This is a genomic window from Novosphingobium huizhouense (assembly GCF_020179475.1).
Taxonomy (GTDB): domain Bacteria; phylum Pseudomonadota; class Alphaproteobacteria; order Sphingomonadales; family Sphingomonadaceae; genus Novosphingobium; species Novosphingobium huizhouense.
Genome location: NZ_JAILXZ010000001.1, coordinates 1,112,949 through 1,137,079, shown reverse-complemented (window position 1 = coordinate 1,137,079; position 24,131 = coordinate 1,112,949). Strand labels below are relative to the sequence as shown.

The window sequence follows — 24,131 nt, the reverse complement described above, 5'->3', positions numbered from 1 at the left end:
CTCGCTCAACGCGGCTTCGGCTTGTTCGAGGCCGCCTTCTTGTCGCGCGCCACCGCGCGGTCGATGTCCTGCTGGTCCTTCGCGCCTTGCGCCTTGAGCTGCGGATGGCGGCTGTAGAGGTAGCGCTGCTGCGCGATGGTGAGCAGGTTCGAGGTGATCCAGTAGATCAGCAGGCCGGTGGCGAACGGCGCCATCACGAACATCATCATCCAGGGCATGATGCCCATGACCTGCTGCTGCGCCGGGTCCATCGCCGCGGGCTGGAGCTTGAATTGCAGCCACATGGTGAAGCCGAGCAGGATCGCCAGCGGGCCGATCGCAAGGAAGCTCGGCGGGGTGAACGGCAGCAGCCCGAACAGGTTGAGCACGTGCAGCGGATCGGGCGAGGAAAGGTCGTGGATCCACAGGCCGAACGGCTGGTGGCGCATCTCGATCGTCAGCACCAGCACCTTGTACAGCGCGAAGAACACCGGGATCTGCAGGAAGATCGGCAGGCAGCCGGCGAGCGGGTTGACGCCCTCCTGCTTGTACAGCGCCATGATCTCCTGCTGCTGCTTCTGCTTGTCGTCCTTGTAGCGTTCCTGCAGCGCCTTCATCTTCGGCTGGATCGCCTTCATCGCCGCCATGCTGGCGAACTGGCGCTGCGCGACCGGGAACATGATCCCGCGCACGATCAGCGTGAGCAGGATGATCGCGAGGCCGAAGTTCTTGACCGCGCGGAACAGCGAATCGAGCAGCCAGAAGATCGGCTTCTCGAACCAGCGGAACCAGCCCCAGTCGATCGACAGCGACAGGTTGGTCACGCCCTGCTGCTCGTAGGCCTCGAGGATCTTGTTCTCCTTGGCCCCGGCGAACAGGCGGACCTGCTGCGTCTGGGTCTGGCCCGGCGCGATGGTCACCGGCTGGTAGAGCAGGTCGGCGAGGAACAGCCCGTTGCCGAGCGCGCGGTAATCCGCATCGACCTTGGCCCGCGCATCGGGGACGAGCGCGGACAGCCAGTAGATGTCGGTAAAGCCGATCCAGTTGGGCTTGCCGGCGGCGGTCACCGTGCCCGCGGCGGTCACGTCCTTGTAGTTGGTGGCAAAGCTCACCGAGCCGTCGAACGCGCCGATCGGCCCCGAATGGACCTGCCAGGTATCGACGCTGGCGGTGCGGTCGGTGCGGTTGATCTGCGCGATCGGCTGGACGACGACCGGCGCGGCGCCGGCGTTGGCCACGCTCTGCGTCGCGGTGATCATGTAGTTTTCATCGATCGCATAGCGGATCGCGAAGGTCTGGCCGGTGGGGTTGGTCCACTTGAGCGTGACCGGGGTCGCCGGCGTCAGCTTCGCACCCTCGACCGTCCACTGCGTGCGGGCGTCCGGCACGGCGATGCCGCCGCCCTTGGCCGCCCAGCCGAGCTGCGCGAAGTGCTGCGCGGGCGTGCCGGCGGGCGAAAACAGGCGGACCGGCGCGCTGGTCTTGTCGAGCGCCTCGCGGTGGCGGGCGAGCGTCAGATCGTCGATCGCGCCGCCGATCAGGTTGATCGAGCCCTTGAGGCCCGGCGCATCGATGGCAACGCGGGTGGGCGCGGCCAGCGCCTGCGCGAGGTCCTGCTTCTCCAGCGCCTGGTCCGCCGGGCTCTGCAGGCCGCCCTCGCGGGTCGGCTTGGCCTGCGCGGCATCGCCGGTGGCGGCGGGGGCGGAGGCGACGGCCCTCGGCTTCTGGCCGCTCTGCGGGTAGAAGTACCTGAGGCCGATATCCCAGCCGATCAGCAGCAGGCCCATCAGGACCACCGTGAGGATCAGGTTGCGCTGGTTTTCCACTATGCCTCGCGTTCGTTCAAATCGTCGTGTGGGGAAGTGCGGCGGCGTGCGACCTCGCGCCGCGCGATGCACCGGCTATGGACGGGCCTCAAGGAACCGGATCATAGCCGTGGCCGCCCCAGGGGTGGCAGCGCAATAGCCGCTTCACGGCAAGCCAGCCACCCTTAATCGCACCGTGCTTGTCGAGCGCCTCGATCGCGTACTGCGAGCACGAGGGCGCATAGCGGCACGAGGGCGGCAGCACCCGCGAAGGGCCCATCTGCCAGGCCTTCGCCACCAGGATCAGCAGCCGCTTCACTTGCCCCGCCCCTGGCTCTTGCCGGGCGCCTTGCCCCCCGACCGACCCTTGCGCCCGCCCCGTCCGCGCGGCGGATCGCCCTTGCCCGCGGCGGCGCGCGCCAGGGCGCTCGCCAGTTCCTCGCGCAGCAGCGCGAAGTCGCGCTCGATTCCGGTCTCGCGGCCGATCAGCACGTGATCGGCCCCGGCGATGCCCTGCACCGGCAGCAGCTCGCGCAGCAGCGCGCGGAAGCGGCGCTTCATCCGGTTGCGCACCACCGCGTTGCCGATCTTCTTGGTGACCGTCACGCCGAAGCGCTGCGATCCGTCGGCGCGGGCGAGCGGGTTTACCAACAGCACAAATCCGGGCCTCGCGACCCGGATTGCGTGGTTTGCGGCAAGGAAGTCCGCCCGCTTGGCAATGGTCGCAAGCCCGGGCGCCGAAACCGGCGCCCCGCCTGCGGACTGCGCGGCTTGCGGGATCAGGCCGAGAGCTTCTTGCGGCCGCGGGCGCGACGCGCGCGCAGCACCTTGCGACCGCCGACGGTGGCGGTGCGGGCGCGGAAGCCGTGGCGGCGGGCACGCACGAGGTTGCTGGGCTGGAAAGTGCGCTTCATCGGTCTGCTCTTTTCGTTCGAATCGGTTGGCCGGCCACCGCCACCAGAGGGGCGACGCGGAATCAGGGGGCGGCGCATAGGCAAGAGCGCGCCCGCCGTCAAGCACGCCGACGCCGCGCGCTGCCTGTCGACGCCCCCTTGCGCGGTTGCCGCGCGCGCGAACATCCTTTAGGCACGCGACCTTATGGCCAGCGTCCCCCCCGCCGAGCCCCGGCCCCGCACGCGCTGGTGGCGCCGTGCTCCCCGCATCCCCACGCTGGTGCTGTTCACCGTCGTCGCGATGGCGCTGCTCGGCGCGTTCACCCTGATCTTCGCCACGGTCGAGGCCGAGCGCGTCCAGCGCACCCAGGCGACCCGCACCTCGGGCGTGCTCGCCGCGCTCAACGGCGTGGTCACCGCCACGATCAACGGCGAGACCGCCCAGCGCGGCTACTTCATCACCAACGACCGCCGCTACCTCGCGCCCTACTTCCGCGGCCGCTCCGACTACGAGCGCGAGAGCGCGGCGCTGCGCCAGCGCCTCGGCGACGAGGCGAGCGAGCAGCAGCTCGCCATCGTCGACGAGATCGACCGCCTCGGCGACGCCAAGTGGTCCGAAATGTCGGGCACGATCAAGCTGGTCGAGCAGGGCCGCATCGTCGATGCCCAGACCCGCATCCTGTCCGACGAAGGGCAGATCGCGATGAACGGCCTGCGCGCCGCGGTGCGACGGCTCGAGGTCGCCGAACGCGCGCATCTCGACGACGCCACCCACCGCGCCGCCGCCGCCGAAGCGCGCATCGTGCCCTCGCTCGCGCTGCTGTTCGTGGTCATCGTCTGCGCGCTCGTGCTCGGTCTGTGGCAGGCGATCCGCACCGCCCAGGCCGAGGCCGCCGCCGCCAACGCCGACGCCATCGCCGAGGCGCGCGACCGCGCCGACCTGCTCGCCAAGGAACTGAACCACCGCGTCAAGAACCTGTTCGCGGTGATCCTCGCGATCGTGAAGATGTCGGCGCGCGGCGATGCCGAAGCCGCACCCGCGGTCGACCGCATCGCCAAGCGCATCCACGCCCTCGTCACCGCGCACGACGTGACCCAGGGGGCGCCGGGCGAGACCCAGGTCGACATCGCCGATCTCGTCGGCAAGGCACTCGCCCCCTACCGCTCGAGCAGCGAGAAGTGCGAAGTCTCGGGCGGGGCGCTGGTCATCTCCGGGCGCCACGCGGTGCCGCTCGGCCTCGTCCTCCACGAACTCGTCACCAACGCGGTCAAGTACGGCGCCTGGGCGCGTCCCGGCGGCCTGCTCAAGGTCGACTGGCGCGAGGAGGCGGGCCGCGTCCGGGTGACCTGGGCGGAACACGGCCAGGATTTCTCCCCGCCCGAGGGGGGCAAGCCGGGCCGCGAAGGCTTCGGCTCGATGCTGATCCGCAGCTCCGAACGCCAGCTCGGCGGCACCATCGTCCGCCGCTTCGAGGCCGAAGGCATCGTCGTCGAGATGGACTTCCCGCGCGAGGCATAAGGAAAAGGCGGCAGTTTCCCGCCGCCTTTCCCGAAACCTCGAGCGAACTCGAGCTTTACCCGTGCTTGGTCTCGCGGGTCGACTGGACCATGCCGGGGCTCAGGAACCCGATCGGGCTCGGTTCCATCGCGCGCTTCTTCAGCTCGCCCTTCATCCGGCCGTATTCGGCTTCCATCTCTTCGGTCACCGTCGCGCGCGAATCCTCGAGCGCATCGGCGAAGTCGGCCCCGGTAACCTGCTGCACCTCGCCGCCCGCGCGCCGGATGGCGTTGAGGCCGGCGCGGCGCACCACGTCCTCGAGGTCCGCCCCGGTGAAGCGTTCGGTCTGCCGCGCCACGTCCGCCAGGTCCACGTCGCTGCCGAGCGGCATGTTCGCCGTGTGGATGCGCAGGATGTGCTCGCGCCCCTCGCGGCTCGGCGTGCCGACATAGACCAGCTCGTCGAACCGGCCGGGGCGCAGCAGCGCCGGATCGACCAGGTTGGGCCGGTTGGTCGCGCCGATCAGCACCACCGACTGCAACTCCTCGAGTCCGTCCATTTCGGCAAGGATGGTGTTGACCACCCGCGCCGTCACCTGCGGTTCGCCCACCCCGGTCCCGCGCGCGGGCACCAGGCTGTCGATCTCGTCGATGAACACCACGCAGGGCGCGACCTGCCGGGCGCGGGCGAACAGCCGCGCGATCTGCTGCTCGCTCTCGCCATACCACTTGGACAAGAGGTCGCTCGACTTGATCGCGATGAAGTTCGCCTCGGCTTCCTTGGCGACGGCCTTGGCCAGCAGCGTCTTGCCCGTGCCCGGCGGGCCATAGAGCAGGAAGCCCTTGGCCGGCCGGATGCCGAGCCGGTGGAACGCCTCGGGGTTCTTGAGCGGCAGTTCGACGCCTTCGCGCAGCTTCTCCTGCGCTTCGTCCAGCCCGCCGATGTCGGACCAGCCGATCGTCGGCGCCTGGACCATCACCTCGCGCATCGCCGAAGGCTGCACGCGCTTCAGCGCCTGCAGGAAGTCGTCGCGATCGACGCGCAAGCTGTCGAGCACGTCCTGCGGGATCGTCTGCTGCTCGAAGTCGAGCTTGGGCATGATCCGCCGCACCGCCTCGATCGCGGCTTCGCGCGCCAGCGCGGCAAGATCGGCGCCGACGAAGCCGTGGGTCGTGCGGGCGAGTTCCTTGAGGTCGACATCCTCGCCCAGCGGCATGCCGCGGGTGTGGATGCCCAGGATCTCGCGCCGCCCGCTTTCGTCGGGCACGCCGACCACGATCTCGCGGTCGAACCGGCCCGGCCGGCGCAGCGCCTCGTCGATCGCGTCGGGCCGGTTGGTCGCCGCGATCACCACCAAATTGGAGCGCGCCTGCAGCCCGTCCATCAGCGTCAGCAGCTGCGCGACGAGGCGCTTTTCCGCCTCGCCCTGCACCTGGCTGCGCTTGGGCGCGATCGAATCGATCTCGTCGATAAAGATGATCGCGGGCGCATTCTTGGTCGCGTCCTCGAACACCTCGCGCAGGTGCTTCTCGCTCTCGCCATAGGCCGAGCCCATGATCTCGGGGCCGTTGATGGTGAAGAACGAGGCGTCGCTTTCGTTGGCGACCGCGCGCGCGAGTCGCGTCTTGCCGGTTCCCGGCGGGCCGTGCAGCAGCACGCCCTTGGGCGGCTCGACGCCGAGGCGGGTGAACAGCTCGGGATAGCGCAGCGGCAGTTCGACCATCTCGCGCAGCTGGCGGATGGTGTCGTCCATCCCGCCGACGTCGTCGTAGTTGACGTCGGCGCGGCTCGAGCGCGGCTCCTCGTATTCGGCGCGCAGTTCGACTTCGGTGTTCTCGTCAATGTGGACCACGCCCTTGGGCACGGTCGACACCACCGTCAGGCGAATCTGCGTGAGCGCGAAGGCCGGCGCGTTGAGCATCTGGCGCAGCGCCGGCGGCATGTCGCCGCGATTGACCTGCTGCTGGCCTGCCGTCGCGACGAGGTCGCCCGTCACCAGCGGCCGCTCGGCGAAATTGCGCTTGAGCGCGGCGGCGGGGCCCTGCAGCCGCAGGTCGCGCTGGGCGGGCGCGAACACCACGCGCTGCGCCGGGCGGCTCTCGACCTTGCGCACTTCGACGTGCTCGCCCGAACCGACGTCGGCATTGGCGCGCTGCAGCCCGTCGAGCCGGATCAGCTCGAGCCCTTCGTCCTCGGGATAGGGCAGCACCGCGCGCGCCGCCGTGCTGCGCTTGCCGACGATCTCGATCACGTCGCCCTCGGTCACGCCGAGGCGTCCCATCACCGCGCGGCTGATCCGCGCGATGCCGTGTCCGCTTTCTTCCTGCCGCGAGCCCGCAACCTGGAGCCGCACGACCCGGTTGTCGGGAATGGTTGCCGCGTCTGCCATGAACCGCCTTCTTTCCGTCCAGCGAATTGTTCCGGCTTCCCAGCTAGGAACCGGCGCGAAGCATTTCAAACGCCGCGCAGGCAGGAAGGTTGCGCAAGGCTAAAGGCGGGCTTTCGCGACAGGCGCTTTTCAGTCCCCGATCATCGCGACGAGCTGGCCTGCGGCTTCGGCGAATTCCTCGCGGAATTCCTGCACTACCGCGCGCGCCGAGCGGACCTGCTCGACCAGGCCGACGCCCTGCCCGACGAAATAGCTGACAAGCTCGCGCGCGCCCTGGTTGCCGCCGGCGGCCGCCTTCTCGATCTGGCGGAACGAAGGTTCGGACACCAGCCCCATCAGCGGCATCGGCAGCGTGCCGGGGCTGTCGGGCCCCTCCCAGGCTTCGTGCCAGCCGGTCTTGAGCTGGCGCGCGGGCTTGCCGGTGCGCGCCTTCGAACGGATCGTGTCGCGGCTGCGCGCGGCGACCATCTTGTCGCGGAAGGTCTCGCTGGTCTCGGCCTCGGTCGTCGCCAGCCAGACCGATCCGCACCACGCGCCTTGTGCGCCCATCGCCATCATGCCCGCCATCTGGCTGCCGGTCATGATCCCGCCGGCGGCGAGCACCGGGGTCTCGTAGCCCGCCTGGCGCAGCGCGCGGACCACTTCGGGCACCAGCACGATCGTGGCGACCTCGCCACAGTGGCCGCCCGCCTCGCCGCCCTGCGCGACGATGATGTCGACGCCCGCCGCCGCCTGGCGCAGCGCGTGCTCCTTGGCGCCGACCAGCGCGCCGACCGGGATGCCGCGCGCGTGCGCCTGCTCGATCATGCTGGCGGGCGCGATGCCGAGCGCATTGGCGATCATCCGGATCGGGTGGCGGAAGGCGACCTCCATCAGCGCAAGGCCGATCTCGGGCGTGATGCCCGCGCCTTCGGGCACGCCCATGTCCTCGGAGGCGGGCGGCACGCCGTAGCTGTCGAGCAGGTTCCTGGTGAAGGCCTTGTGCTCGGGGCTGATCGCCGCCGAACGCGCCGCGTTGGTGGCAAGCTCCATCACGCGCGGGTCGACCGTCTCGGGCACCAGCACGTCGACGCCATAGGGCGCGCCGTCGATGTGCTCGTCGATCCAGGCGAGTTCGCGCTCGAATTCTTCCGGAGAGAAGGCCGCTGCGCCCAACACGCCGAAGCCGCCCGCCTTGCTCACCGCGACGACCACGTCGCGGCAGTGGCTGAAGGCGAAGAGCGGGAATTCGCAGCCGACCATGCGGCACACGGCGTTGTTCATGGCGTGATCCTCTCTCGGGCCGCGCCGTTGCGCGCGCGCCTCTCGGCCCAGGATGTTCCACAGTGCGCAGGCGATTTCCAGCCGATTCTTAATCGGTCGGTTAAGACGCGGCCGCGCGCCTGCCGCCCGCCTTGCATATGCAAGCTCTGTCCTACACTGGACCTGCGCCCTATAGTCGCCGCACGGACATCGGGATCATTGGAAATGACCAACCGGTTCAACGATTTGGAGCAAGGCGCGGGCCTGGTCCGGCAGACTCGGCGGGGCTCCCGGTTTTTGTTCCAGGACAGTGTAAACTCCGTAAACCCCCCTCAGCGTGGGGGCGCCCGGAAGTCGGCCGTGATCGCCCCGGCCTCGGCCAGTTCGGCCTCGTGGCTTTCCTCGCGCCAGCTCTCGAGCAGCGCCTCGGCTTCCCACTGGCGCATCGGCTCGCTGGCCAGCACATGGTCCACCCAGGCCTGCCCGCGCCCGACGTCGAGGCCGTAGGTGCGGATGCGGAAGGCGACCGGCGCGAAGAAGGCGTCGACCACGCTGAACCGCTCCCCGGCGAGCCACGGTCCGCCGAAGCGGTCGAGCCCCTGCTCGAAGATCTCGCGGATGCGGGCGACGTCGCGGAGGAGCGCCGGCCGCATCGGCTTCGGGCTGACGCGCACGCCGACGTTCATCGTGCAGTCGTTGCGCAGGGCGGAGAACCCGCCGTGCATCTCGGCCACCACGCACGCGCCCCAGGCCTTCGCCGCCGCGTCCTCGGGCCAGACGCCGGGGTGGCGGTCGGCAAGGTAGAGCGCGATGCCGAGCGAATCCCACACCGTGGTCTCGCCATCGACCAGCACCGGCACCTGGCCGGTGGGCGAGAAAGCGCGGAACTCGTCGTAGTTCGACGGCTTGGTGAACGGTTCGAGCCGGTCGGCGAACGGAATTCCCAGCGCTTTCATCAGCACCCAGGGCCGCAGCGACCAGCTCGAATAGTTCCGGTTGGCGGTGATCAGGGTGTAGGCCATGGCTCAGACCTCGTAATGGGCGGTGGTCCTCGCCGCGACCTCTTCGGCGGTGACGCCGGGCGCCAGCTCGACCAGGCGAAAGGGCGAGGAATGGTCGGGCCGCGCGAAGACGGCGAGGTCGGTGACGATCATGTCGACCACCCCCTTGCCGGTCAGCGGCAGGGTGCAGGCGGGCACGAACTTCGGACTGCCGTCCTTGGCGCAGTGCTCCATCACCACGATGATCTTCTTGACGCCGGCGACAAGGTCCATCGCCCCGCCCATGCCCTTGATCATCTTGCCCGGCACCATCCAGTTGGCGATGTCGCCGTTCTCGGCCACTTCCATCGCGCCCAGCACGGTCAGGTCGATATGCCCGCCGCGGATCATCGCGAAGCTTTGCGCGCTGTCGAAATAGGCCGACTGCGGCAGCTCGCTGATTGTCTGCTTGCCGGCGTTGATCAGGTCCGGGTCTTCCTCGCCGGCATAGGGGAACGGCCCGATGCCGAGCATCCCGTTCTCGCTCTGCAGCGTCACCGTCATGCCTTGCGGGATGTGGTTCGCGACCAGCGTCGGGATGCCGATGCCGAGGTTGACGTAGAAGCCGTCCTGCAATTCGCGCGCGGCCCGCGCCGCCATGTCGTCACGTGACCAGGGCATCAGGCGGTCTCCTTCTCGCGGACGGTGCGGAACTCGATCTTCTTGTCGTAGGGCGCGCCGACCACCAGCCGCTGGACGTAGACGCCGGGCAGGTGGATCGCATCGGGATCGAGGCTGCCGGTGGGCACGATTTCCTCGACCTCGACCACGCAGACCTTGCCGCAGGTGGCGGCGGGCACGTTGAAGTTGCGCGCGGTCTTGCGGAACACGACGTTGCCGGTCTCGTCCGCCTTCCATGCCTTGACCAGGGCGAGGTCGGCGAAGATGCCTTCCTCGAGGATGTAGTCTTCACCCCGGAAGCTCTTCACTTCCTTGCCCTCGGCCACCAGCGTGCCGACGCCGGTCCTGGTGTAGAAGCCGGGGATTCCCGCGCCGCCCGCGCGCATCCGCTCGGCGAGCGTGCCCTGCGGGCAGAACTCGACCTCGAGCTCGCCCGAAAGGTACTGTCGCTCGAACTCCTTGTTCTCGCCGACGTAGGACGAGATCATCTTCCTGACCTGCCGCGTGCGCAGCAGCTTGCCGATGCCTTCGCCATCGATCCCTGCGTTGTTGCTGGCGAAGGTCAGGTCCTTGACCCCGCTGTCACGCACCGCATCGAGCAGGCGCTCGGGGATCCCGCAAAGGCCGAAGCCCCCGCAGGCGATCAGCAACCCGTCGCGCAGCAGCCCGTCGAGCGCGGCGGCGGCATCGGGATAGAGCTTGTTTGCCATTCATCACTCCGGCCGAAGTCGACGCGGCGACCGGTCGGCCGGCGCCGCGACATGCGCGGCCGGCCCTATCAGGCAGGCGAATTGAGGTCGATACCCAGCACCGAAGAAAGGTCCGCCAGCGCCTGCTCGCCGCTCGTCACCTTGATCGCATGCATGCCGAGCGCGGCGGCGGGCTTGCAGTTGATGCCGAGGTCGTCGAGGTAGACGCAGTCCGACGGCGCGAGGCCGAGATGGTCGCACATCATCTGGTAGATGCGCGGATCGGGCTTGCGCACGCCCGCCTTGCTGCTTTCGATGACATGCTCGAAGCGCGCGAAGATCTGCTCCATCTGGTCGTGCGCGTCGGCGCTGCGCGCCATGCCCGCGCCGTGACCGGTGGGGACGTTGTTGGTGATGCACCCCAGGCGAAAGCCCGCGTCCTTGAGCGTGTCGAGCGCGCGGACCATCGCCGGGCGGACCGCGCCCGCCAGCACGTCGAGCACCGCGCGGCCCTCGATCTCGTGCCCGAGCGCGCGCGCCTCGGCGGCGAACAGCCGGTCGAATTCGTCGCGGCTGATCTCGGCGCGCTCGAACAGCGCCCAGGCGTTGGTGTCGGGATTGGTGGCGTTGATGGTGCGGATGAAGTCGCGCGGCAGCCCGCGCTCGGCCTCGAGCCGGTTGAACGCCTCGAACGGCGAGGCCGTGATCACTCCGCCGAAATCGAAAATCACCGCCGCATAGGCCATAAGCCTGCATCCTCTCGTCGTCGTTCTGGTCGCGCCTGTCCTTAACGGCTCGGTTAAACACTGCAAGCGCCGCGAGCCGCCGCCGATTTGACGTGGATCATGGGCGAATCGCGAAGGCGCGCGCAGCATGACGGCACCCGAGACCCCGGAGGATCCCCATGCGCTCCATTCTCTGCCCCGCCGACAACGCCCCCACGCTCGACGACCGCGTCGAGACCGCGCTCGCGCTCGCCCGCGCCACCGGCGGGCACGTGACCTTCCAGATCGCCACCCCGTTCGCGCAGATGGCGCTGTGGGAGCCGTTCGGCGGCGCCGCGCTTTCGGCGGTCGCGATCAACGAGGTGCGCGCCGAGGACGAGAAGCTGGCGGCCGCGCTCGATGCGCGCCTCGCCCGCCAGGACGTCGCCTTCGACGTGACGGTGGTCGACGTCGGCCGGGTCGAGGGCCTGGCCGCGGCGTCGCGTTTTGCCGATGTGATCGTCGCCAGCCTCGACGACCCGGCGCTCGAGGAAGTCGCGCTCGAAGTGCGCTGCCCGGTGCTCGCGCTGCCGCAGGGCGCGCCGAAGCTGGCGTTCGATGCGCCGGTGCTGGTGGCCTGGGACGGCGGTTACGAGAGCGCCAACGCCCTGCGCGCCAGCCTGCCGCTGCTCGCGCTCGCGCCGGCCGTCCACATCCTGACCGTGCGCGAGAAATCGGAGGACTTCCCCGCAAGCGAGGCGGCCAGCTACCTTTCGCGCCACGGCATCCACGCCGAAGTGCGCGAGGCCGAGCCCAACGGCACGATCGCCTTCACCATCGAGGAGACCGCGCTGCGCCTTGGCGCCGGTCTCGTCGTGATGGGGCTGTTCGGCAAGAGCCGGCTGCGCGAGCTGCTGCTTGGCGGCGTGTCGCGCTCGATGCTCGACCGCAGCCGCATCCCGCTGCTGCTGGCGCATTGACGCCGCCCGGTCTATCCTGCCGCCAACCATCCGGGGGCAGGAGACCGTTTCGCGTGACCACACGCCCGTTGCCGCATCCCGCGCCGGCCCCGTCCCGGCTGGCGCTCCTTGCGCCCGCCCTCCTCGCCGCCCTCCTCGCCGGCTGCTCGAAGCCGCCGGCGACGCCCCCGGTCGACGCCACCGCGCCCGATGCCGCCGCCAGCGCCGCCATCGAAGCGCGGGTGTCCGCCGCACCGCCCTCGCCCGCCCCCACCGCAGCCGCAGCGCCCGCCGCAGGCCCGGCCGGAGCCGCCGACCCCGTCCCTGTCGGCGGGTCGCTCGACCTGCCCCGCAAGCTCCGCGCGATCGGCACCGAGCCGTTCTGGAGCGCCGATGTGGTCGGCGCCACGCTGACCTACGGCACGCCCGATTTCCCGGCGGGCATGTCGATCACCGTCGCGCGTCGCGACGGCCCGGGCTTTGCCGAATGGAGCGGCGCGCTCGACGGCAAGCCGTTGACCCTGCGGGTCGAGAAAGGCCCTTGCAGCGACGGCATGTCCGACCGCATCTATCAATTCCGCGCCACCCGCACCATCGGCCCCGAGACCGAACAGGGCTGCGCGCGGGCGCGCTGACGGCGCGCCGTGATCGACCGAAGGGGAAACGAGATGAAGCAGACCGTCGTGCTTGCCCTGGTGGGCGCATTCGCGCTGGCCCAACCCGCCGCGGCCGCGCCGAAAAAGGCCGTGGCGGCCGACCCGGTGGCCGCCGCGATCGCCGACACGGCCCGCAGCGACGACAACCGCAAGCTCGACGAGGGCCGCATGCCCGACAAGGTGCTCGCCTTCGCAGGGTTCCGCCCGGGCGATGCGGTGGCCGACTGGGGTGCGGGCGGCGGCTATTACACCGAGCTTCTTGCCGACGTGGTCGGTCCGAAGGGCCGGGTCTATGCGATCAACAGCCCCGCTTTCGCCAAGCCCGAGGTCTGGGCGGCGATCGGCAAGGCGCATCCCAACGTGCTGGCCCTGCTGGCGCCGGCGCAGGCGCAGGCGCTCGCCCCGGCGAGCCTCGACGGGATCTTCGCCCATCTCGAATATCACGATCTCTACTTCGTTTCGGAGAAGTACCAACACCCCGCGCTCGACGTGCCCGCGGTGCTGCGCAACTGGTTCGCCGCGGTGCGCCCGGGCGGGCGCGTGGTGATCGTCGACCATGTCGGCCCGGCGGGCGACCCGCGCGAGGTGGTCGAGAAGTACCACCGCATCGACCCGGCGCGCGTCCGCGCGGATCTGGAAGGCGCGGGCTTCGTCTACGAAGGCAGCTCGGACGTGTTGCAGCGCACAGCGGACCCGCACGACATCGGGGTGTTCGATCCCGCGATCCGCGGCAAGACCGACCGCTTCATCTTGAAATTCCGCCGGCCCTGAGATTCGTTACAGGTCCAGATGCAAAAACTGCAACCAGTTTGACCCATTTCGCACTTGCACAAAACCCGAGTCGCGAGCATATCGAGGAGGCCTTTCAGGCATCCTCTCCCAAAACTTCCAAGCCCGGCTGGCAACGGCCGGGCTTTTTTTCGGCCAACGTTTGCGCATAAGCGGAGGCCGGCGCGGCGCGGCGGGCGCGCTGCTCGATCAGGCGGGCGGCATGTCGTCGCCCTCGCCCACCCTAACGCCATCGCCCTCGCGCGCGTTGAGCTTGGCCCACAGGCCCTCGGTGCCCGCCTCGATCGCCCTGTTGACGTATTGCGAAGCGACCAGCCAGCCCTTGAACGGGCGCAGCGTAGCGAGGCAGCCGACCCCCAGGATCGGCACCGAGGTCAGCAGGTGCACCCACCACGGCGGATCGTAGGCGACCTGCACCCACACCGCGACGAAGGTCAGCGGGAAGGCGGTGATGCACAGCGCGAAGAAGGCCGGGCCGTCGTCGGCATTGGCGAAGCTGTAATCGAGCCCGCAGACGTCGCACTTGTCGGCGAGCTTGAGCCAGCCGTCGAACATCTTGCCCTTGCCGCAGCGCGGGCACCGGCCCTTCCAGCCGCAATCGAGGATCCAGCGGAACTTCTGGTTGGTCAACAGGCTCATCGTGCGTCCTTCGTGGCTGGTCGCGCGATAGGCCCGCCTGCCCGCCGGGGCAAGCATCGCGGCCGTCAGTGGTCGGCGGCCATCTGCGGCAGCGGCCCTGCCGGCTGGCGGTTCACCTTGACCAGCGCGAGCACCGGGATCGTCGCCCAGCACACCAGCGCCATCAGGTAGAAGTCGTTGAGATAGGCGATCATCGCCGCCTGCTGGTTGACCATGCCGTCGACCACGCGGGCCACGCTTTCGGCGGCGCCGCCATAGGCGGTGATGCGGTCGAGATCGGCCGGCACGCTCATCCGGGTGATGCGCTCGGCAAGCTCGGCATGGTTGCGCTGGATGCCCTGGCTGAGCAGCACGGTCACCACCGCGATGCCGATCGAGGAGCCGATCGAGCGGCACAGGTTGAGCAGGCCGGCCGCATCGGTGCGATATTCGCCCGGCAGGGTGGAGAAGGCGATCAGGTTGACCGGCATGTAGGTGAAGCTCATGCCGATGCCCTGGATGACGCCCGAGACGACGATCGGCCAGGTCGGCATGTCGGGCGCCCAGCCGGCCATCATGTGCAGCGACCAGCCGGTGACGACGAGGCCCAGCCCCAGCGCCAGGCGCGGGTCCATCTTCGCCATGACCTTGCCCAGCAGCATCATCGAGGCGAGCATGCCGATGCCGCGCGGCGCCAGCAGCAGCCCGGCATCGATCACAGGATAGCCGTAGAGGTTCTGCAGCAGGCCCGGCATCAGCGCCGAGACCGAGATCAGGATCGAGCCCATCAGGAACTGCAGGCCCATGCTGACGACGAAGTTGGGATCGGCAAAGATCCGGCGGGCGTAGATCGGGCGGGCGGTGGTCGACAGGTGGACCACCGCGAGCCACGCGCCCACCGCCGCGATCACCGCATAAGTGACGATCTCGCCCGAACCGAACCAGTCCTTGGTCTCGCCGCGGTCGAGCATCAACTGGAAGCAGGCAAGCGCCAGCGCGATGAACAGCCAGCCCATGATGTCCATCCGCTGCGGCCGGACCTCGGTGCGCGGCAGCAGCGCGATCAGCACGAGCGCGGCGAAGATGCCGACCGGCACGTTGATGAAGAAAACCCAGCGCCAGTCGGAATTCTCGGTGATCCAGCCGCCCAGCACCGGCCCGGCGATGGGGCCGAGCATGATGCCCTGGCTGAACAGGCTCATCATCCGGGGCCGTTCCTCGGGCGTCGAGACGTCGAGCATGACGGTCTGCGCGAAGGGGCCGAGGAAGGCGCCGAACAGACCTTGCGCGACCCGGAACAGCACCATCTGCGTCAGGTTCTGGGCAAGCCCGCACATCACCGAGGCGGCGGTGAACCCGATCACCGAGATGACGAACACCCGGCGCAGGCCGAAGTTGGCGACCAGCCAGCCGCCGAGCGGCAGCGCCACCGCCGAGGCGAGCACGTAGCTCGTCAGCACCCAGGTGATCGTCTCCTGCGTCGCCGAAAGCGAGGCGCGCATGTGCGGCAGGGCGACGTTGGCGATGGTGGTGTCGAGAATCTGCATGACCATCGCGGCCATGACCGCGACGATCAGCAGCGGCCGGTTCGCCGTCTGCAGCGGCGCCAGCGCCGCGGCGGCGGCGGCGGCGTCAGTCCTTGCCGACATGGACCGTGACGTCGGCGCTCAGCCCGGCGATCAGCGGGCGGTCGGTCTTGTCGTCGATGGCGATGCGCACCGGCACGCGCTGGATCACCTTGACCCAGTTGCCGGTCGCGTTCTGCGCCGGCAGCACCGAGAATTCCGAGCCGGTGCCCGCGCCGATCGAATCGACGTGGCCCTTGAGCTTGAGGCCCGGATAGGCGTCGAGCCGGACGACTGCAGGCTGGCCGGCGCGCATCCGGGCAAGGTCGGTCTCCTTGAAGTTCGCCTCGACCCGCGCGCCGTCGTCGCGGACGATCGACAGCATCGGCACCCCGGCGAAGACCATCTGGCCGATCTGCAGCCGGTTGACCTGCGTCACGCGGCCGTCTGCGGGCGCGCGCACGACCGTGCGGGTGAGGTCGAGCGCGGCCTTGGCGCGCACCGCCTGCGCCGCGGCGATGGCCGGATTGACCCCGGGCACCTGCGCGCCGGTGGCGAGCTGGGCCTGCGACTTGGTCACTTCGGCCTCGAGCGCGCGGAGCTTGTCGCGCGCGCTGGCGACGGCGAACTCGGCCTGGTCCATGCTGGCGCGGGTGTTGAAGCCGCGATCCATCAGCGCCTTGCCGCGGGCGTAGTTGGCCTGGGCGAGGCGCACTTCGTCGCGCGCGGCGGCAAGGTCGGCGGCGCTGGCGCCGACGTCGGCCTGGAGCGCGGTGACCTTGGCCTGCGCCGAGGCGATCTGCGCGTCGGCCTGCTGCATCGCGACCTTGAACGAGGAGGGATCGATCGTGAACAGAACGTCGCCCGCCTTGACCTGCTGGTTCTCGCGCACCGCGACCTTGACGATCAGGCCGTTCACCTCGGCCGCGATCGAGACGATGTCCTGCTTGACGTAGGCGTTGTCGGTATCGACCTCGCCCGGGCTGCCGAACCAGTACCACAACCCCGCGCCGACGATCAGCGCCGGGACGATCGTCATCAGCACCAGCCGCACGCGCTTGCGCCGGGTGGCGGCGGCGCGCTCACGCGCGGCCTCGGCCGCATCCTGGTGGATCGGAAAGGGATCGGCTTCGGCCATGGCGTTCACTCGGCAGCGGCCACGGCGGCGTCGCCGGGCGAATTTTCAAGGAGGTTGGTGCGGACCCGGCCGAGCAGGGCGAGCAGCATCTGGTGCTCGTCCTCGCCCAGGCCGTGGAGCGCTTCGGCAAAGACGTCGTCGGCGCAGGCGCGCAGGTGCGCCATCTGCGGGTCGGCCGCGGCGGTAAGGTAAAGCCGCCAGACGCGGCGGTCGGCAGGGTCGGGCCGGCGTTCGACGAACCCGGCCTTCTCCAGCCGGTCGATCATCCGCCCGGCGGTGATCGCCTCGACCTCGAGCCAGGCGGCGAGCGCGCACTGGTTCATGCCGGGAGTGCGCTCGAGCGCGGCGAGCACGCGCCATTGCGGCCCGGTGACGCCGAGCGCGCGCGCCGCAAGGTCGAAGCGCTTGCGGATCAGCCGGCTGACGTCGGCCGAGAGGAAGGCGATGTTGTTCTGCATCGGGCCATGATGATAATAACCATGCTTATTATGGTCAAGGAAGCGCCGCGCGAAGCTGGTGCAAGGAACAGGTCAGAGCGCGCGCATCAGCCCCGGGACATGGGCCAGCAGCTCGCGGGCGAGGAAGCCGAGCGGCCCCATCTGCTCGGCGCAGCGCCGTCCCGCCTCGCCGTGGAGCCACACCGCCCAGGCCGCTGCGACCGGCGGCGCGGCCCCGCGCGCGGCGAGCCCGGCGACGATCCCGGCGAGCACGTCGCCCGAGCCGCCGGTGGCAAGACCCACTCCGCCCCCGGCATAGGCGAGCACCGGCGCGCCCGGCGCGGCGACGAGACTGGTCGCGCCCTTGAGCACGCAGACTGCACCGAAGCGGTCGGCGGCGCGGCGCACGGCGGCGGCGCGGTCGGCCTCGATCGCGTCGGCAGGTTCGCCGAGCAGCGCCGCCATCTCGCCGATGTGCGGCGTCAGCACCGCCGGGCGGCGGCGACGGGCGAGGACAGGCGCGTGGTCGGCGAGCACCATCAGCGCGCCGGCATCGAGCACCAGCTCCGCCTCGCCCTCGTCGGCGAGGAGGTCCGCGACCAGGCGCCGCGCGGCCTCGTGGCAGGCGACGGCAGGCCCGGCGATGATCGCATCGGCGCGGGCCGCGAGCCGGCGCAGCGCATCGCCGCACGCGCCGAGCTCGCCATTGTCCGCCTCGGGCATGGCGTGGACCGCGATTTCGGGCATGGCGATGCCGAGCGCCAGCGCGGCGCCGGCGATGGTCGCAACCTGGACCTTGCCCGCGCCGGCGCGGAACGCGGCTTCGGCGGTCAGGCGGATGCCGCCCGGCACCGTCCGGCAGCCGCCGACCGCGAGCACGCGCCCGCGCGCGTTCTTGTCGGCGTCGGAGGCCGGCTGCGGCAGCGGATGGGCGCGCAGCCAGTCGCTGTCGAGCGCCTCGGGCCGTTCAGCCACGCGCAGCGACCATCTTGTCGGGCGCGGCGGTGACGGGGGTATCGTCGGCGACCATCGGCGCGGTCACGTTGTAGCGCGCCAGCACCAGCGCGCCGTGGTGACCCGCTTCCGGGTCGAAGCGATATTCAGTGATGCCGCAGTTGGCGACATCGCCCTCGCGGTCGATCGCGAGCACCTGCGCCTCGTCGAGCCCCTCGATGATGTAGCGCAGGCACAGCACCACGACCTGGTGGGCGACGATCATCACCCGGCGGCCGGCGTGGTGGAGCGAGACCGTGTCGAGCAGCGCGCGCAGGCGGAAGATCACGTCGACCCACGATTCGCCGCCCGGCGGGCGATGGTAGAACTTGCCCAGCAGGCGGCGGAACTCGGCCTGGTCGGGCTGCAGCTGGTGGATGCCGCTGGTGGTCAGCCCGTCGAGGATGCCGAACTCCTTCTCGCGCAGCCGCTCGTCGATGCACACCGGCTCGTCGGGCGCGCAGCCGCCGTGTTCGCGGAACAGCCGGGCGGTCTCGACCGCGCGGACATAGGGCGAGGCGAGCAGCACTTCCGGGCGGCCGTCCTCGTGCGCTTCGGCGAACCAGCGGCCGAGCGCGGCGGCCTGCTGGCGGCCGAGGTCGGACAGCGGCACGTCGACATCGCGATGGGTCAGCGGGATCCGCGCGAGCCCCTGCTCGGTCGCAGCGTCGCGGGCGACGTTGCCCGCGCTTTGTCCATGGCGCACCACCCACAGCACCGAGGGCCAGCGCGTCGAGGCAAGTGGTTGTTCTTGCGAAGGAATATCGGCCAGTCTGTCCATCCCCCGGCAACGGCACCACGGGGCGGCTTGTTCCCTTCGACAAGCCGCGGCGAGTGCGATAATCTGTGCCGCGGGAGATGGGGATGGACAAGACCGATGCGGCCGGGCCACGGCCGAGCCTGATGTCGCGCCTGCTGCGGCGGGTGCTGCTGTGGTTCTACAAGCGCCAGGGCTGGACCGCGATCGGCACGCCGCCGCCAGGCGGTCGCTACGTGCTGATCGCCGCGCCGCACACCTCCAACTGGGACTTCGTCTATTTCCTCGGGCTGGTGAACGCGCTCGGCCTCGATACGCGGTTCATGGCCAAGGACAGCCTGTTCCGCTGGCCGCTGGGGCGCTTCATGCGCGACATGGGCGGCATCGCGATCGACCGCAAGCACCGGCGCAACGTCGTCCAGGCGATGATCGAGGAGTTCGGCAGGCGCGACCGCTTCGTGCTGACCATCGCGCCCGAGGGCACGCGCAGCGCGGTGACGCAATGGCGCACGGGCTTCTACCAGATCGCGCTGGGCGCAGGGGTGCCGATGGTCGTCGGGCTGATGGACTACGGCACCAAGACCGGCGGTCTTGGCCCCACGATCATGCCCACCGGCGACTATGCCTCGGACATGCGGCAGATCGCGCAAGTCTACCGCTCGGTGACACCCAAGCACCCCGAGCGAAGCATCCGCAACTTCGAGGAGCTGCTGCCATGACCGATGCCCTGCTGGTAAACGCGGCCGCGCTGGCGCTCGCGATGCTGGTGCTGTGGCGCGTGGCGGTGCGGATCGGCGACGTCAGCTTCGTCGATGCGGTGTGGGCGGGCGGCATGGCCGCGCTAGCGCTGCTTTCGCTGGCGCAGGCAGGGTCGGGCGCTGCGGCGCGGGCGCTGCCGATCGCGGCGGCGACGGCGATCTGGGGCGCAAGGCTCGGCCTCCACCTGTTCCGCCGCTGGCGCGCGACCGGCGAGGACCCGCGCTATGCGCGCATTCTCGGCAAGGCGAAGGCGGAAGGACGCTTCGCCTTCGCGGCGCTGACCACGGTGTTCGCGATGCAGGGCCTGCTGCTGTTCGCGACGTGCCTGCCCGCCCAGTTCGGCATCCTCGCTCCGGGCGGGGCGCAGATCGGCCCGCTGGTCGTGGCGGGCGGGCTGCTCTGGCTGGTCGGCTTCGTGTTCGAGAGCGTCGGCGATGCGCAGCTCGCCCGCTTCCGCGCCGATCCGGCCAATCAGGGCAAGGTGCTCGACACCGGGCTGTGGCGCTACACCCGCCACCCCAACTACTTCGGCGACGCCTGCGTGTGGTGGGGCATCTGGCTGATGTCCGCCGACGCCGGCGGGCTGGTGGCGCTTGCCGGGCTGATCGGGCCGGTGTTCCTGACGTTCACGCTGACCCAGTGGTCGGGCAAGCCGATGCTCGAGCGCGGCATGGCCAAGCGCCGCCCCGGCTATGCCGACTACGTCCGCCGCACCTCGGGCTTCATCCCCCTGCCGCCGCGAAAGTGACCCGCGCCTCGGCCGGAACGGTGCGCGAAGGCGCGGCGCGCAGCCAGCTTTCGAGCGTATCGAGGTCGGTCGGGCCGGTCACCGCGTCGGGCTTGCCGGCGAACACCCCGAAGCCGTCGCCGCCGAGCGCAAGGAAGCCGTTGATCGTCACGCGGTAGCGCGCGGCCATGTCGAGCGGCCTGCCCATGAAGCTGATCGACGCGATCCGGCTGCCGACCGGCTTGCTGCGATCGACGACGTAGGAAAAGCCCGATGAGGGGGCGAGCGCCTGTTCCGGCCCCTTGTCGTCGAAGCCCTGCTCGAGCGCGGCCTTGATCTCCGCGCCGGTCAGCGTCTCGGTCACCACCTGGTTGCCGAAGGGCTGGGTCAGGTAGATGTCGCCATAGGTCAGCGTGCCGTCGGCGGCGGGGACCAGCGGCGCGCGGATGCCGAACGGGTTCATGAACGCAATCTGCGCGCCCGCGCCCGCGGTCGCGTCGCGCTGGGCATCGGCGATGATGTTGCCGAGCGTCCCGCCCACGCCGGCTTCGGCGCCTTCGCCCTTGGTGGCGGGGCCCGACAGCTTGCCCACGGCGCGCGCGGTATAGGCCTTCGAGGCATCGACGTAGCGCTGGACATAGGCCGCGATGTCGGGGCGCGGGGCGAACTGCGGGACGAGGTCGCTATTGCCGAGCGGCCCCTTGGCCGAAGTATAGGGCACCGACTGGACGATCACGTTGTGCGCGCGCTTCGAGACGACCTTGTGCGCGACCGGGTCGATCTCGAGCCGGATGTCGGTGATCTCCTTGCCGTAGAGCCCGGCGCTCGTCAGCAGCACCGGATGCGCCGGATCCTGCTTGCTCCAGTCGCAGACGTAGTCCCAGTGGGTGTGGCCCGAGACGACGACGTCCACCCGCGGATCGAGCCGCGACAGGATCGGCCGGATTTCGCCGACCAGATCGTTGCAGCCGTCGGGATCGGGCGCGCCTTGCGTCTTGCCGCCCTGGTGGATCAGCACGACCACCGCATCGGCGCCTTGCGCCTTGAGCGCAGGCACCGCGGCGTTGATCGTGTCGGCCTCGTCGGCGAAGGTCAGGCCCTTGATGCCGGCCGGGCTGACGAGATCGGGCGTGCCCTTGAGCGTCAGGCCGATCACCCCGACCGAGACCTTGCGCTTGCCGCTGCCGAAGCTGCGAAGTCCGGTGGCGGGGAACAGCGGACTGCCGCTTTCGGTCAGCGTGCTGGCGGCAAGGTAGCGGAAGCTGGCGCCGGCAAACTTCTCGAGCTGGCACGGCTCCTTGGCGGTGAACCTGGCGCAGCCGCCGTTCTGCATCCGCAGCAGTTCGTCGCGCCCGCGGTCGAACTCGTGGTTGCCGACCGCGTTGAAGTCGACGCCGAGGCGGTTCATCACCCCGATCGTCGGCTCGTCGAGGTAGAGCGAGGAGGCGAGCTGCGAGGCGCTGATCATGTCGCCCGCCGAAACGGTCAGGTGGTTGGCGTACTTGCCGCGGATCGAATCGAGCGCCGAGGCGAACCACGCGGCGCCGCCGGCGGGCACCTGGACCTGCCCGCCCTTCCCGTCGGGCGCGATCACCGACTGGCGCGGCGGCTCAAGGTTGCCGTGGAAATCGTTGAACGCGACGATCCCGACCTCCACTGGCGCCGCCGCCTCGCGCATCGCGGGCGTGGCGCAACCCGCCAGCAGCAGGGCGGCAAGCATGGGCGCGGCCAGGATCGGGGAGCCAAGCATCGGAGTGCGAAGACCGGGCCGGGCGCGAAGCGAAGACGTCATGGAAAGACCTGCTTTTCCGTTCGATTGCAAGAGCATGACCGCGCTAGCGGCGATGCGTGACGGTTGGAAGGCATGGCTGTTCATTGAAACACGCCGCGCCACGCCCTACAATCGGTGAAAGTGCCCACTCCCCGGGAATGCAGGACGCAGCGATGAACCGCGCTCAGACCGATATCGAGGCCACCCGCGAACGCCTGGTCGAGATCGCGACCAAGCTGCTGGAGGAGCGCGGTTCCCCGGCGCTGACGATGCAGGAACTGGCGATCCGCGCCGGCATGTCGCCCGCCACCGTCTACCGCTACTTCGAGGACAAGGACGCGCTGCTCGAGGCGCTGGCCGAATACTGGTTCCGCCCCAAGGTTGCGGCAATGGAGGAGGTCGTCGCCAGCGACCTGCCGGCGCGGCGCAAGATGTACGAGTTCTTCGCCCGGCGCTTCACCATGATGCGCAACCACTACCTCGCCGACCCGGTCGCGTTCCAGAGCTACATCGACATCGGCAACGAGCACTTCGAGCAGGTCCGCAGCTACGTCGACCTTGCCGACCACTACCTCGGCATGATCATCGGCGAGGCGATGGGCGAAGGCTACTTCGCCGGGCTCGGCGTCGACGAGACGATCAGCCTCGTCAACCAGATGGTCGCACCCTATTGCGCGATCAGCTTCATGGCGATGGCAATGGACCGGCTGAGCGAGGAAAAGCTGGCGCGGATCGTCGATGCGGTGTTCGACGGCCTGTCCGCCGCCGACCGCGGCGCCAAGGGCGTGGCCGACCTGCGCGCGGCTTAAGAGGGCTGACCGGCGCCGGCGCACCAGTCGCCGCGCCGGCCCTTCCAGCGCTCTGCCAGGCCCTCGCGTTCGAGCGCCAGGCCGAGGCTTTCGCCATCGCGCATCACCACCCGCAGCGCGCGGCCGTAGCGGTCGGTGGCGCGCGAGCCTTCGATCGTCAGCGTGAACGGCCCTGCATTGAGCAGTTCGGTGAGCCGCCGGGTCGCCGCCGCGCCCAGTCGCGCCTCGTCGGCACACGCGGGATGGCCCACCTCGGGCGCGTTGATGTCGGCGATGCGGATCTTGGTGCGGCGCAGCCAGAAGGTGTCGCCATCGACGACGCAGGTCACGCGCGGGCCCGGCCCGCACACGGCGAAGCGCGCGCGCTCCTGCGCAGGGTTCTCCTCTGCCGGCGAGGCCGCGGCAGGACGGGGCGCGGAAGGCCAGGCCGCGGCGGTGAGGACGAGCAAGACGAGCAGGGCGAGCGACGCAGGGCGTGGGGGCGGGGACGGCATGAGCGGCCCCTGCAATGCCCGGCGGTGGCTGTCTGTTCCGGGAAAAGACTCATCTGCACAGTTCCTTAGCGTTCCTGTCGCAGCGCCCGCGGCCTGGGCGGCCGGGGCAGCAAATGCTTAACCCGATTCGCGCTAGGCTGCGGGACATGTTCGGTTACCGGATGATCTTTCGCAGCCGCTGGGGCGCCCTGCTGTGGGCGATCGGGATCCTGTTCACGGCCTGGCGGATGACGCCGCGCGCCGAGGACACGCCGAGCGACGCGCCATCCGAGCACGCCCACGTCAATCCCTGGGCCAAGGACCCGCCCAAGGAGGGCTGACCGCGGCAGCGCAGGCGCGCCCGCCAGGATCAGCGTCCGACGAAGAGGAAGGCGACCGCCCCCATCAGGCAGGCGAACGCGGCAAGATGGCGCCAGTGCAACGGCTCGCCGAGCACCAACACCATGAAGCCGCCGAACACGACCAGCGCAATCGCTTCCTGCACGACCTTGAGCTGGCCCGGACTCCAGCCGGCGGCGAAGCCGAGCCGGTTGGCGGGCACGGCGAAGCAATATTCGACGAAAGCGAGGCCCCAGCTCACCAGGATCACCGCCAGCAGCGGCCGGCTCTCGGCGACCTGCACCCCGCCCTTGAGGTGCCAGTACCACGCCGTGGTCATGAACAGGTTGGAGACGATCAACAGCAGGATCGTGGGCAAGGACAAAGCTCCTCGACAGGACGGGACGGGTCGCGCGGGGATGGGCGAACCCCGAAGGACCGGTCCCTTGCGCCGCGTTCCCGCCCGATGGCAAGGCGCGAT

Annotated in this window: 27 protein-coding genes; 8 read left to right on the top strand and 19 right to left on the bottom strand. The window is 69.9% G+C overall.

The genetic code is table 11. From position 1 onward, the window contains the following. Positions 1-5: 5 nt before the first annotated feature. The 4 genes from yidC to rpmH form a co-directional block, all read right to left on the bottom strand. The gene (yidC, locus tag K3A85_RS05635; RefSeq protein WP_225205503.1) at positions 6-1,805 is read right to left on the bottom strand and encodes a membrane protein insertase YidC; all 1,800 of its coding nucleotides are present in this window, start codon (positions 1,803-1,805) and stop codon (positions 6-8) included. A gap of 88 nt (positions 1,806-1,893) precedes the next feature. Next, positions 1,894-2,064: a membrane protein insertion efficiency factor YidD gene (gene yidD / locus K3A85_RS05630; protein ID WP_404822910.1), complete on the bottom strand. Its 171-nt coding sequence runs from the start codon at positions 2,062-2,064 to the stop codon at positions 1,894-1,896. A 35-nt stretch (positions 2,065-2,099) separates the two neighbouring features. Next, positions 2,100-2,465 carry a ribonuclease P protein component gene (gene rnpA, locus K3A85_RS05625; protein WP_404822909.1) on the bottom strand — a complete coding sequence of 122 codons (366 nt, stop codon included), beginning with the start codon at positions 2,463-2,465 and terminating at the stop codon, positions 2,100-2,102. Between the two features lie 98 nt (positions 2,466-2,563). Beyond that, a complete protein-coding gene (rpmH, locus tag K3A85_RS05620; RefSeq protein WP_058735136.1) occupies positions 2,564-2,698 on the bottom strand; it encodes a 50S ribosomal protein L34 in 135 nt (44 codons plus the stop codon). A gap of 184 nt (positions 2,699-2,882) precedes the next feature. Between rpmH and K3A85_RS05615 the strand changes: the two genes are divergently transcribed. Beyond that, on the top strand, positions 2,883-4,196 hold the full coding sequence (locus tag K3A85_RS05615) for a sensor histidine kinase (protein WP_225205501.1): 1,314 nt from the start codon (positions 2,883-2,885) through the stop codon (positions 4,194-4,196). Between the two features lie 55 nt (positions 4,197-4,251). Here K3A85_RS05615 and K3A85_RS05610 read toward each other — a convergent pair whose 3' ends face one another. From K3A85_RS05610 to K3A85_RS05585, 6 genes are all read right to left on the bottom strand, one after another. Continuing rightward, on the bottom strand, positions 4,252-6,564 hold the full coding sequence (locus K3A85_RS05610) for a CDC48 family AAA ATPase (RefSeq protein ID WP_225205500.1): 2,313 nt from the start codon (positions 6,562-6,564) through the stop codon (positions 4,252-4,254). Positions 6,565-6,693: 129 nt separating this feature from the next. Beyond that, positions 6,694-7,827: an NAD(P)H-dependent flavin oxidoreductase gene (locus K3A85_RS05605; RefSeq protein WP_225205499.1), complete on the bottom strand. Its 1,134-nt coding sequence runs from the start codon at positions 7,825-7,827 to the stop codon at positions 6,694-6,696. A 311-nt stretch (positions 7,828-8,138) separates the two neighbouring features. Beyond that, positions 8,139-8,828: a glutathione S-transferase family protein gene (locus tag K3A85_RS05600; protein ID WP_225205498.1), complete on the bottom strand. Its 690-nt coding sequence runs from the start codon at positions 8,826-8,828 to the stop codon at positions 8,139-8,141. Positions 8,829-8,831: 3 nt separating this feature from the next. Further along, complete coding sequence (locus K3A85_RS05595; protein WP_225205497.1) at positions 8,832-9,467, bottom strand: CoA transferase subunit B; 636 nt, start codon at positions 9,465-9,467, stop codon at positions 8,832-8,834. Then, a complete protein-coding gene (locus K3A85_RS05590) occupies positions 9,467-10,177 on the bottom strand; it encodes a CoA transferase subunit A (protein WP_225205496.1) in 711 nt (236 codons plus the stop codon). Before K3A85_RS05590 ends, K3A85_RS05595 begins: the two co-directional genes overlap by 1 nt. A gap of 68 nt (positions 10,178-10,245) precedes the next feature. Beyond that, on the bottom strand, positions 10,246-10,902 hold the full coding sequence (locus K3A85_RS05585) for an HAD-IA family hydrolase (RefSeq protein WP_225205495.1): 657 nt from the start codon (positions 10,900-10,902) through the stop codon (positions 10,246-10,248). A 158-nt stretch (positions 10,903-11,060) separates the two neighbouring features. On the opposite strand from K3A85_RS05585, the gene K3A85_RS05580 reads away from it, so the two are divergent. The 3 genes from K3A85_RS05580 to K3A85_RS05570 are packed head-to-tail and all read left to right on the top strand — an operon-like array spanning position 11,061 to position 13,246. Beyond that, a complete protein-coding gene (locus tag K3A85_RS05580; RefSeq protein WP_225205494.1) occupies positions 11,061-11,840 on the top strand; it encodes a universal stress protein in 780 nt (259 codons plus the stop codon). 53 nt (positions 11,841-11,893) lie between these two features. After that, complete coding sequence (locus K3A85_RS05575; protein ID WP_225205493.1) at positions 11,894-12,454, top strand: COG3650 family protein; 561 nt, start codon at positions 11,894-11,896, stop codon at positions 12,452-12,454. 33 nt (positions 12,455-12,487) lie between these two features. Continuing rightward, positions 12,488-13,246: a class I SAM-dependent methyltransferase gene (locus K3A85_RS05570; RefSeq protein WP_225205492.1), complete on the top strand. Its 759-nt coding sequence runs from the start codon at positions 12,488-12,490 to the stop codon at positions 13,244-13,246. A gap of 207 nt (positions 13,247-13,453) precedes the next feature. Here the strand turns inward: K3A85_RS05570 and K3A85_RS05565 are convergent, their stop codons facing one another. From K3A85_RS05565 to K3A85_RS05540, 6 genes are all read right to left on the bottom strand, one after another. Then, positions 13,454-13,903, bottom strand: a complete 450-nt coding sequence (locus K3A85_RS05565) for a DUF983 domain-containing protein (protein ID WP_225205491.1) — start codon at positions 13,901-13,903, stop codon at positions 13,454-13,456. A 65-nt stretch (positions 13,904-13,968) separates the two neighbouring features. Further along, positions 13,969-15,531 (bottom strand): DHA2 family efflux MFS transporter permease subunit, encoded by a 1,563-nt coding sequence (locus tag K3A85_RS05560; RefSeq protein ID WP_225205490.1) that lies wholly within the window; start codon positions 15,529-15,531, stop codon positions 13,969-13,971. Further along, positions 15,515-16,585 carry an HlyD family secretion protein gene (locus tag K3A85_RS05555; RefSeq protein ID WP_225205489.1) on the bottom strand — a complete coding sequence of 357 codons (1,071 nt, stop codon included), beginning with the start codon at positions 16,583-16,585 and terminating at the stop codon, positions 15,515-15,517. Before K3A85_RS05555 ends, K3A85_RS05560 begins: the two co-directional genes overlap by 17 nt. 5 nt (positions 16,586-16,590) lie before the next feature. Next, positions 16,591-17,043: a MarR family winged helix-turn-helix transcriptional regulator gene (locus K3A85_RS05550; RefSeq protein ID WP_225205488.1), complete on the bottom strand. Its 453-nt coding sequence runs from the start codon at positions 17,041-17,043 to the stop codon at positions 16,591-16,593. Positions 17,044-17,115: 72 nt separating this feature from the next. Continuing rightward, on the bottom strand, positions 17,116-17,997 hold the full coding sequence (locus tag K3A85_RS05545; RefSeq protein ID WP_225205487.1) for an NAD(P)H-hydrate dehydratase: 882 nt from the start codon (positions 17,995-17,997) through the stop codon (positions 17,116-17,118). Next, the gene (locus tag K3A85_RS05540; RefSeq protein WP_225205486.1) at positions 17,990-18,796 is read right to left on the bottom strand and encodes a histidine phosphatase family protein; all 807 of its coding nucleotides are present in this window, start codon (positions 18,794-18,796) and stop codon (positions 17,990-17,992) included. The genes K3A85_RS05545 and K3A85_RS05540 overlap by 8 nt, the downstream gene beginning before the upstream one ends. A gap of 83 nt (positions 18,797-18,879) precedes the next feature. Between K3A85_RS05540 and K3A85_RS05535 the strand changes: the two genes are divergently transcribed. Together K3A85_RS05535 and K3A85_RS05530 are read left to right on the top strand one after the other, a co-directional pair. Beyond that, on the top strand, positions 18,880-19,491 hold the full coding sequence (locus tag K3A85_RS05535; protein WP_225205485.1) for a lysophospholipid acyltransferase family protein: 612 nt from the start codon (positions 18,880-18,882) through the stop codon (positions 19,489-19,491). Continuing rightward, on the top strand, positions 19,488-20,279 hold the full coding sequence (locus tag K3A85_RS05530; protein WP_225205484.1) for a DUF1295 domain-containing protein: 792 nt from the start codon (positions 19,488-19,490) through the stop codon (positions 20,277-20,279). The genes K3A85_RS05535 and K3A85_RS05530 overlap by 4 nt, the downstream gene beginning before the upstream one ends. Here the strand turns inward: K3A85_RS05530 and K3A85_RS05525 are convergent. Beyond that, positions 20,254-22,008 carry a bifunctional metallophosphatase/5'-nucleotidase gene (locus K3A85_RS05525; protein WP_225205483.1) on the bottom strand — a complete coding sequence of 585 codons (1,755 nt, stop codon included), beginning with the start codon at positions 22,006-22,008 and terminating at the stop codon, positions 20,254-20,256. The genes K3A85_RS05530 and K3A85_RS05525 overlap by 26 nt on opposite strands. 194 nt (positions 22,009-22,202) lie before the next feature. On the opposite strand from K3A85_RS05525, the gene K3A85_RS05520 reads away from it, so the two are divergent. Further along, positions 22,203-22,838: a TetR/AcrR family transcriptional regulator gene (locus K3A85_RS05520; protein WP_225205482.1), complete on the top strand. Its 636-nt coding sequence runs from the start codon at positions 22,203-22,205 to the stop codon at positions 22,836-22,838. Here K3A85_RS05520 and K3A85_RS05515 read toward each other — a convergent pair. Continuing rightward, positions 22,835-23,332: a thermonuclease family protein gene (locus K3A85_RS05515; RefSeq protein WP_225205481.1), complete on the bottom strand. Its 498-nt coding sequence runs from the start codon at positions 23,330-23,332 to the stop codon at positions 22,835-22,837. The genes K3A85_RS05520 and K3A85_RS05515 overlap by 4 nt on opposite strands. 146 nt (positions 23,333-23,478) lie before the next feature. Between K3A85_RS05515 and K3A85_RS05510 the strand changes: the two genes are divergently transcribed. Next, positions 23,479-23,652 carry a hypothetical protein gene (locus tag K3A85_RS05510; protein ID WP_225205480.1) on the top strand — a complete coding sequence of 58 codons (174 nt, stop codon included), beginning with the start codon at positions 23,479-23,481 and terminating at the stop codon, positions 23,650-23,652. A gap of 29 nt (positions 23,653-23,681) precedes the next feature. Here K3A85_RS05510 and K3A85_RS05505 read toward each other — a convergent pair whose 3' ends face one another. Beyond that, positions 23,682-24,029, bottom strand: a complete 348-nt coding sequence (locus K3A85_RS05505) for a DMT family protein (protein ID WP_225205479.1) — start codon at positions 24,027-24,029, stop codon at positions 23,682-23,684. Positions 24,030-24,131 lie beyond the last annotated feature (102 nt).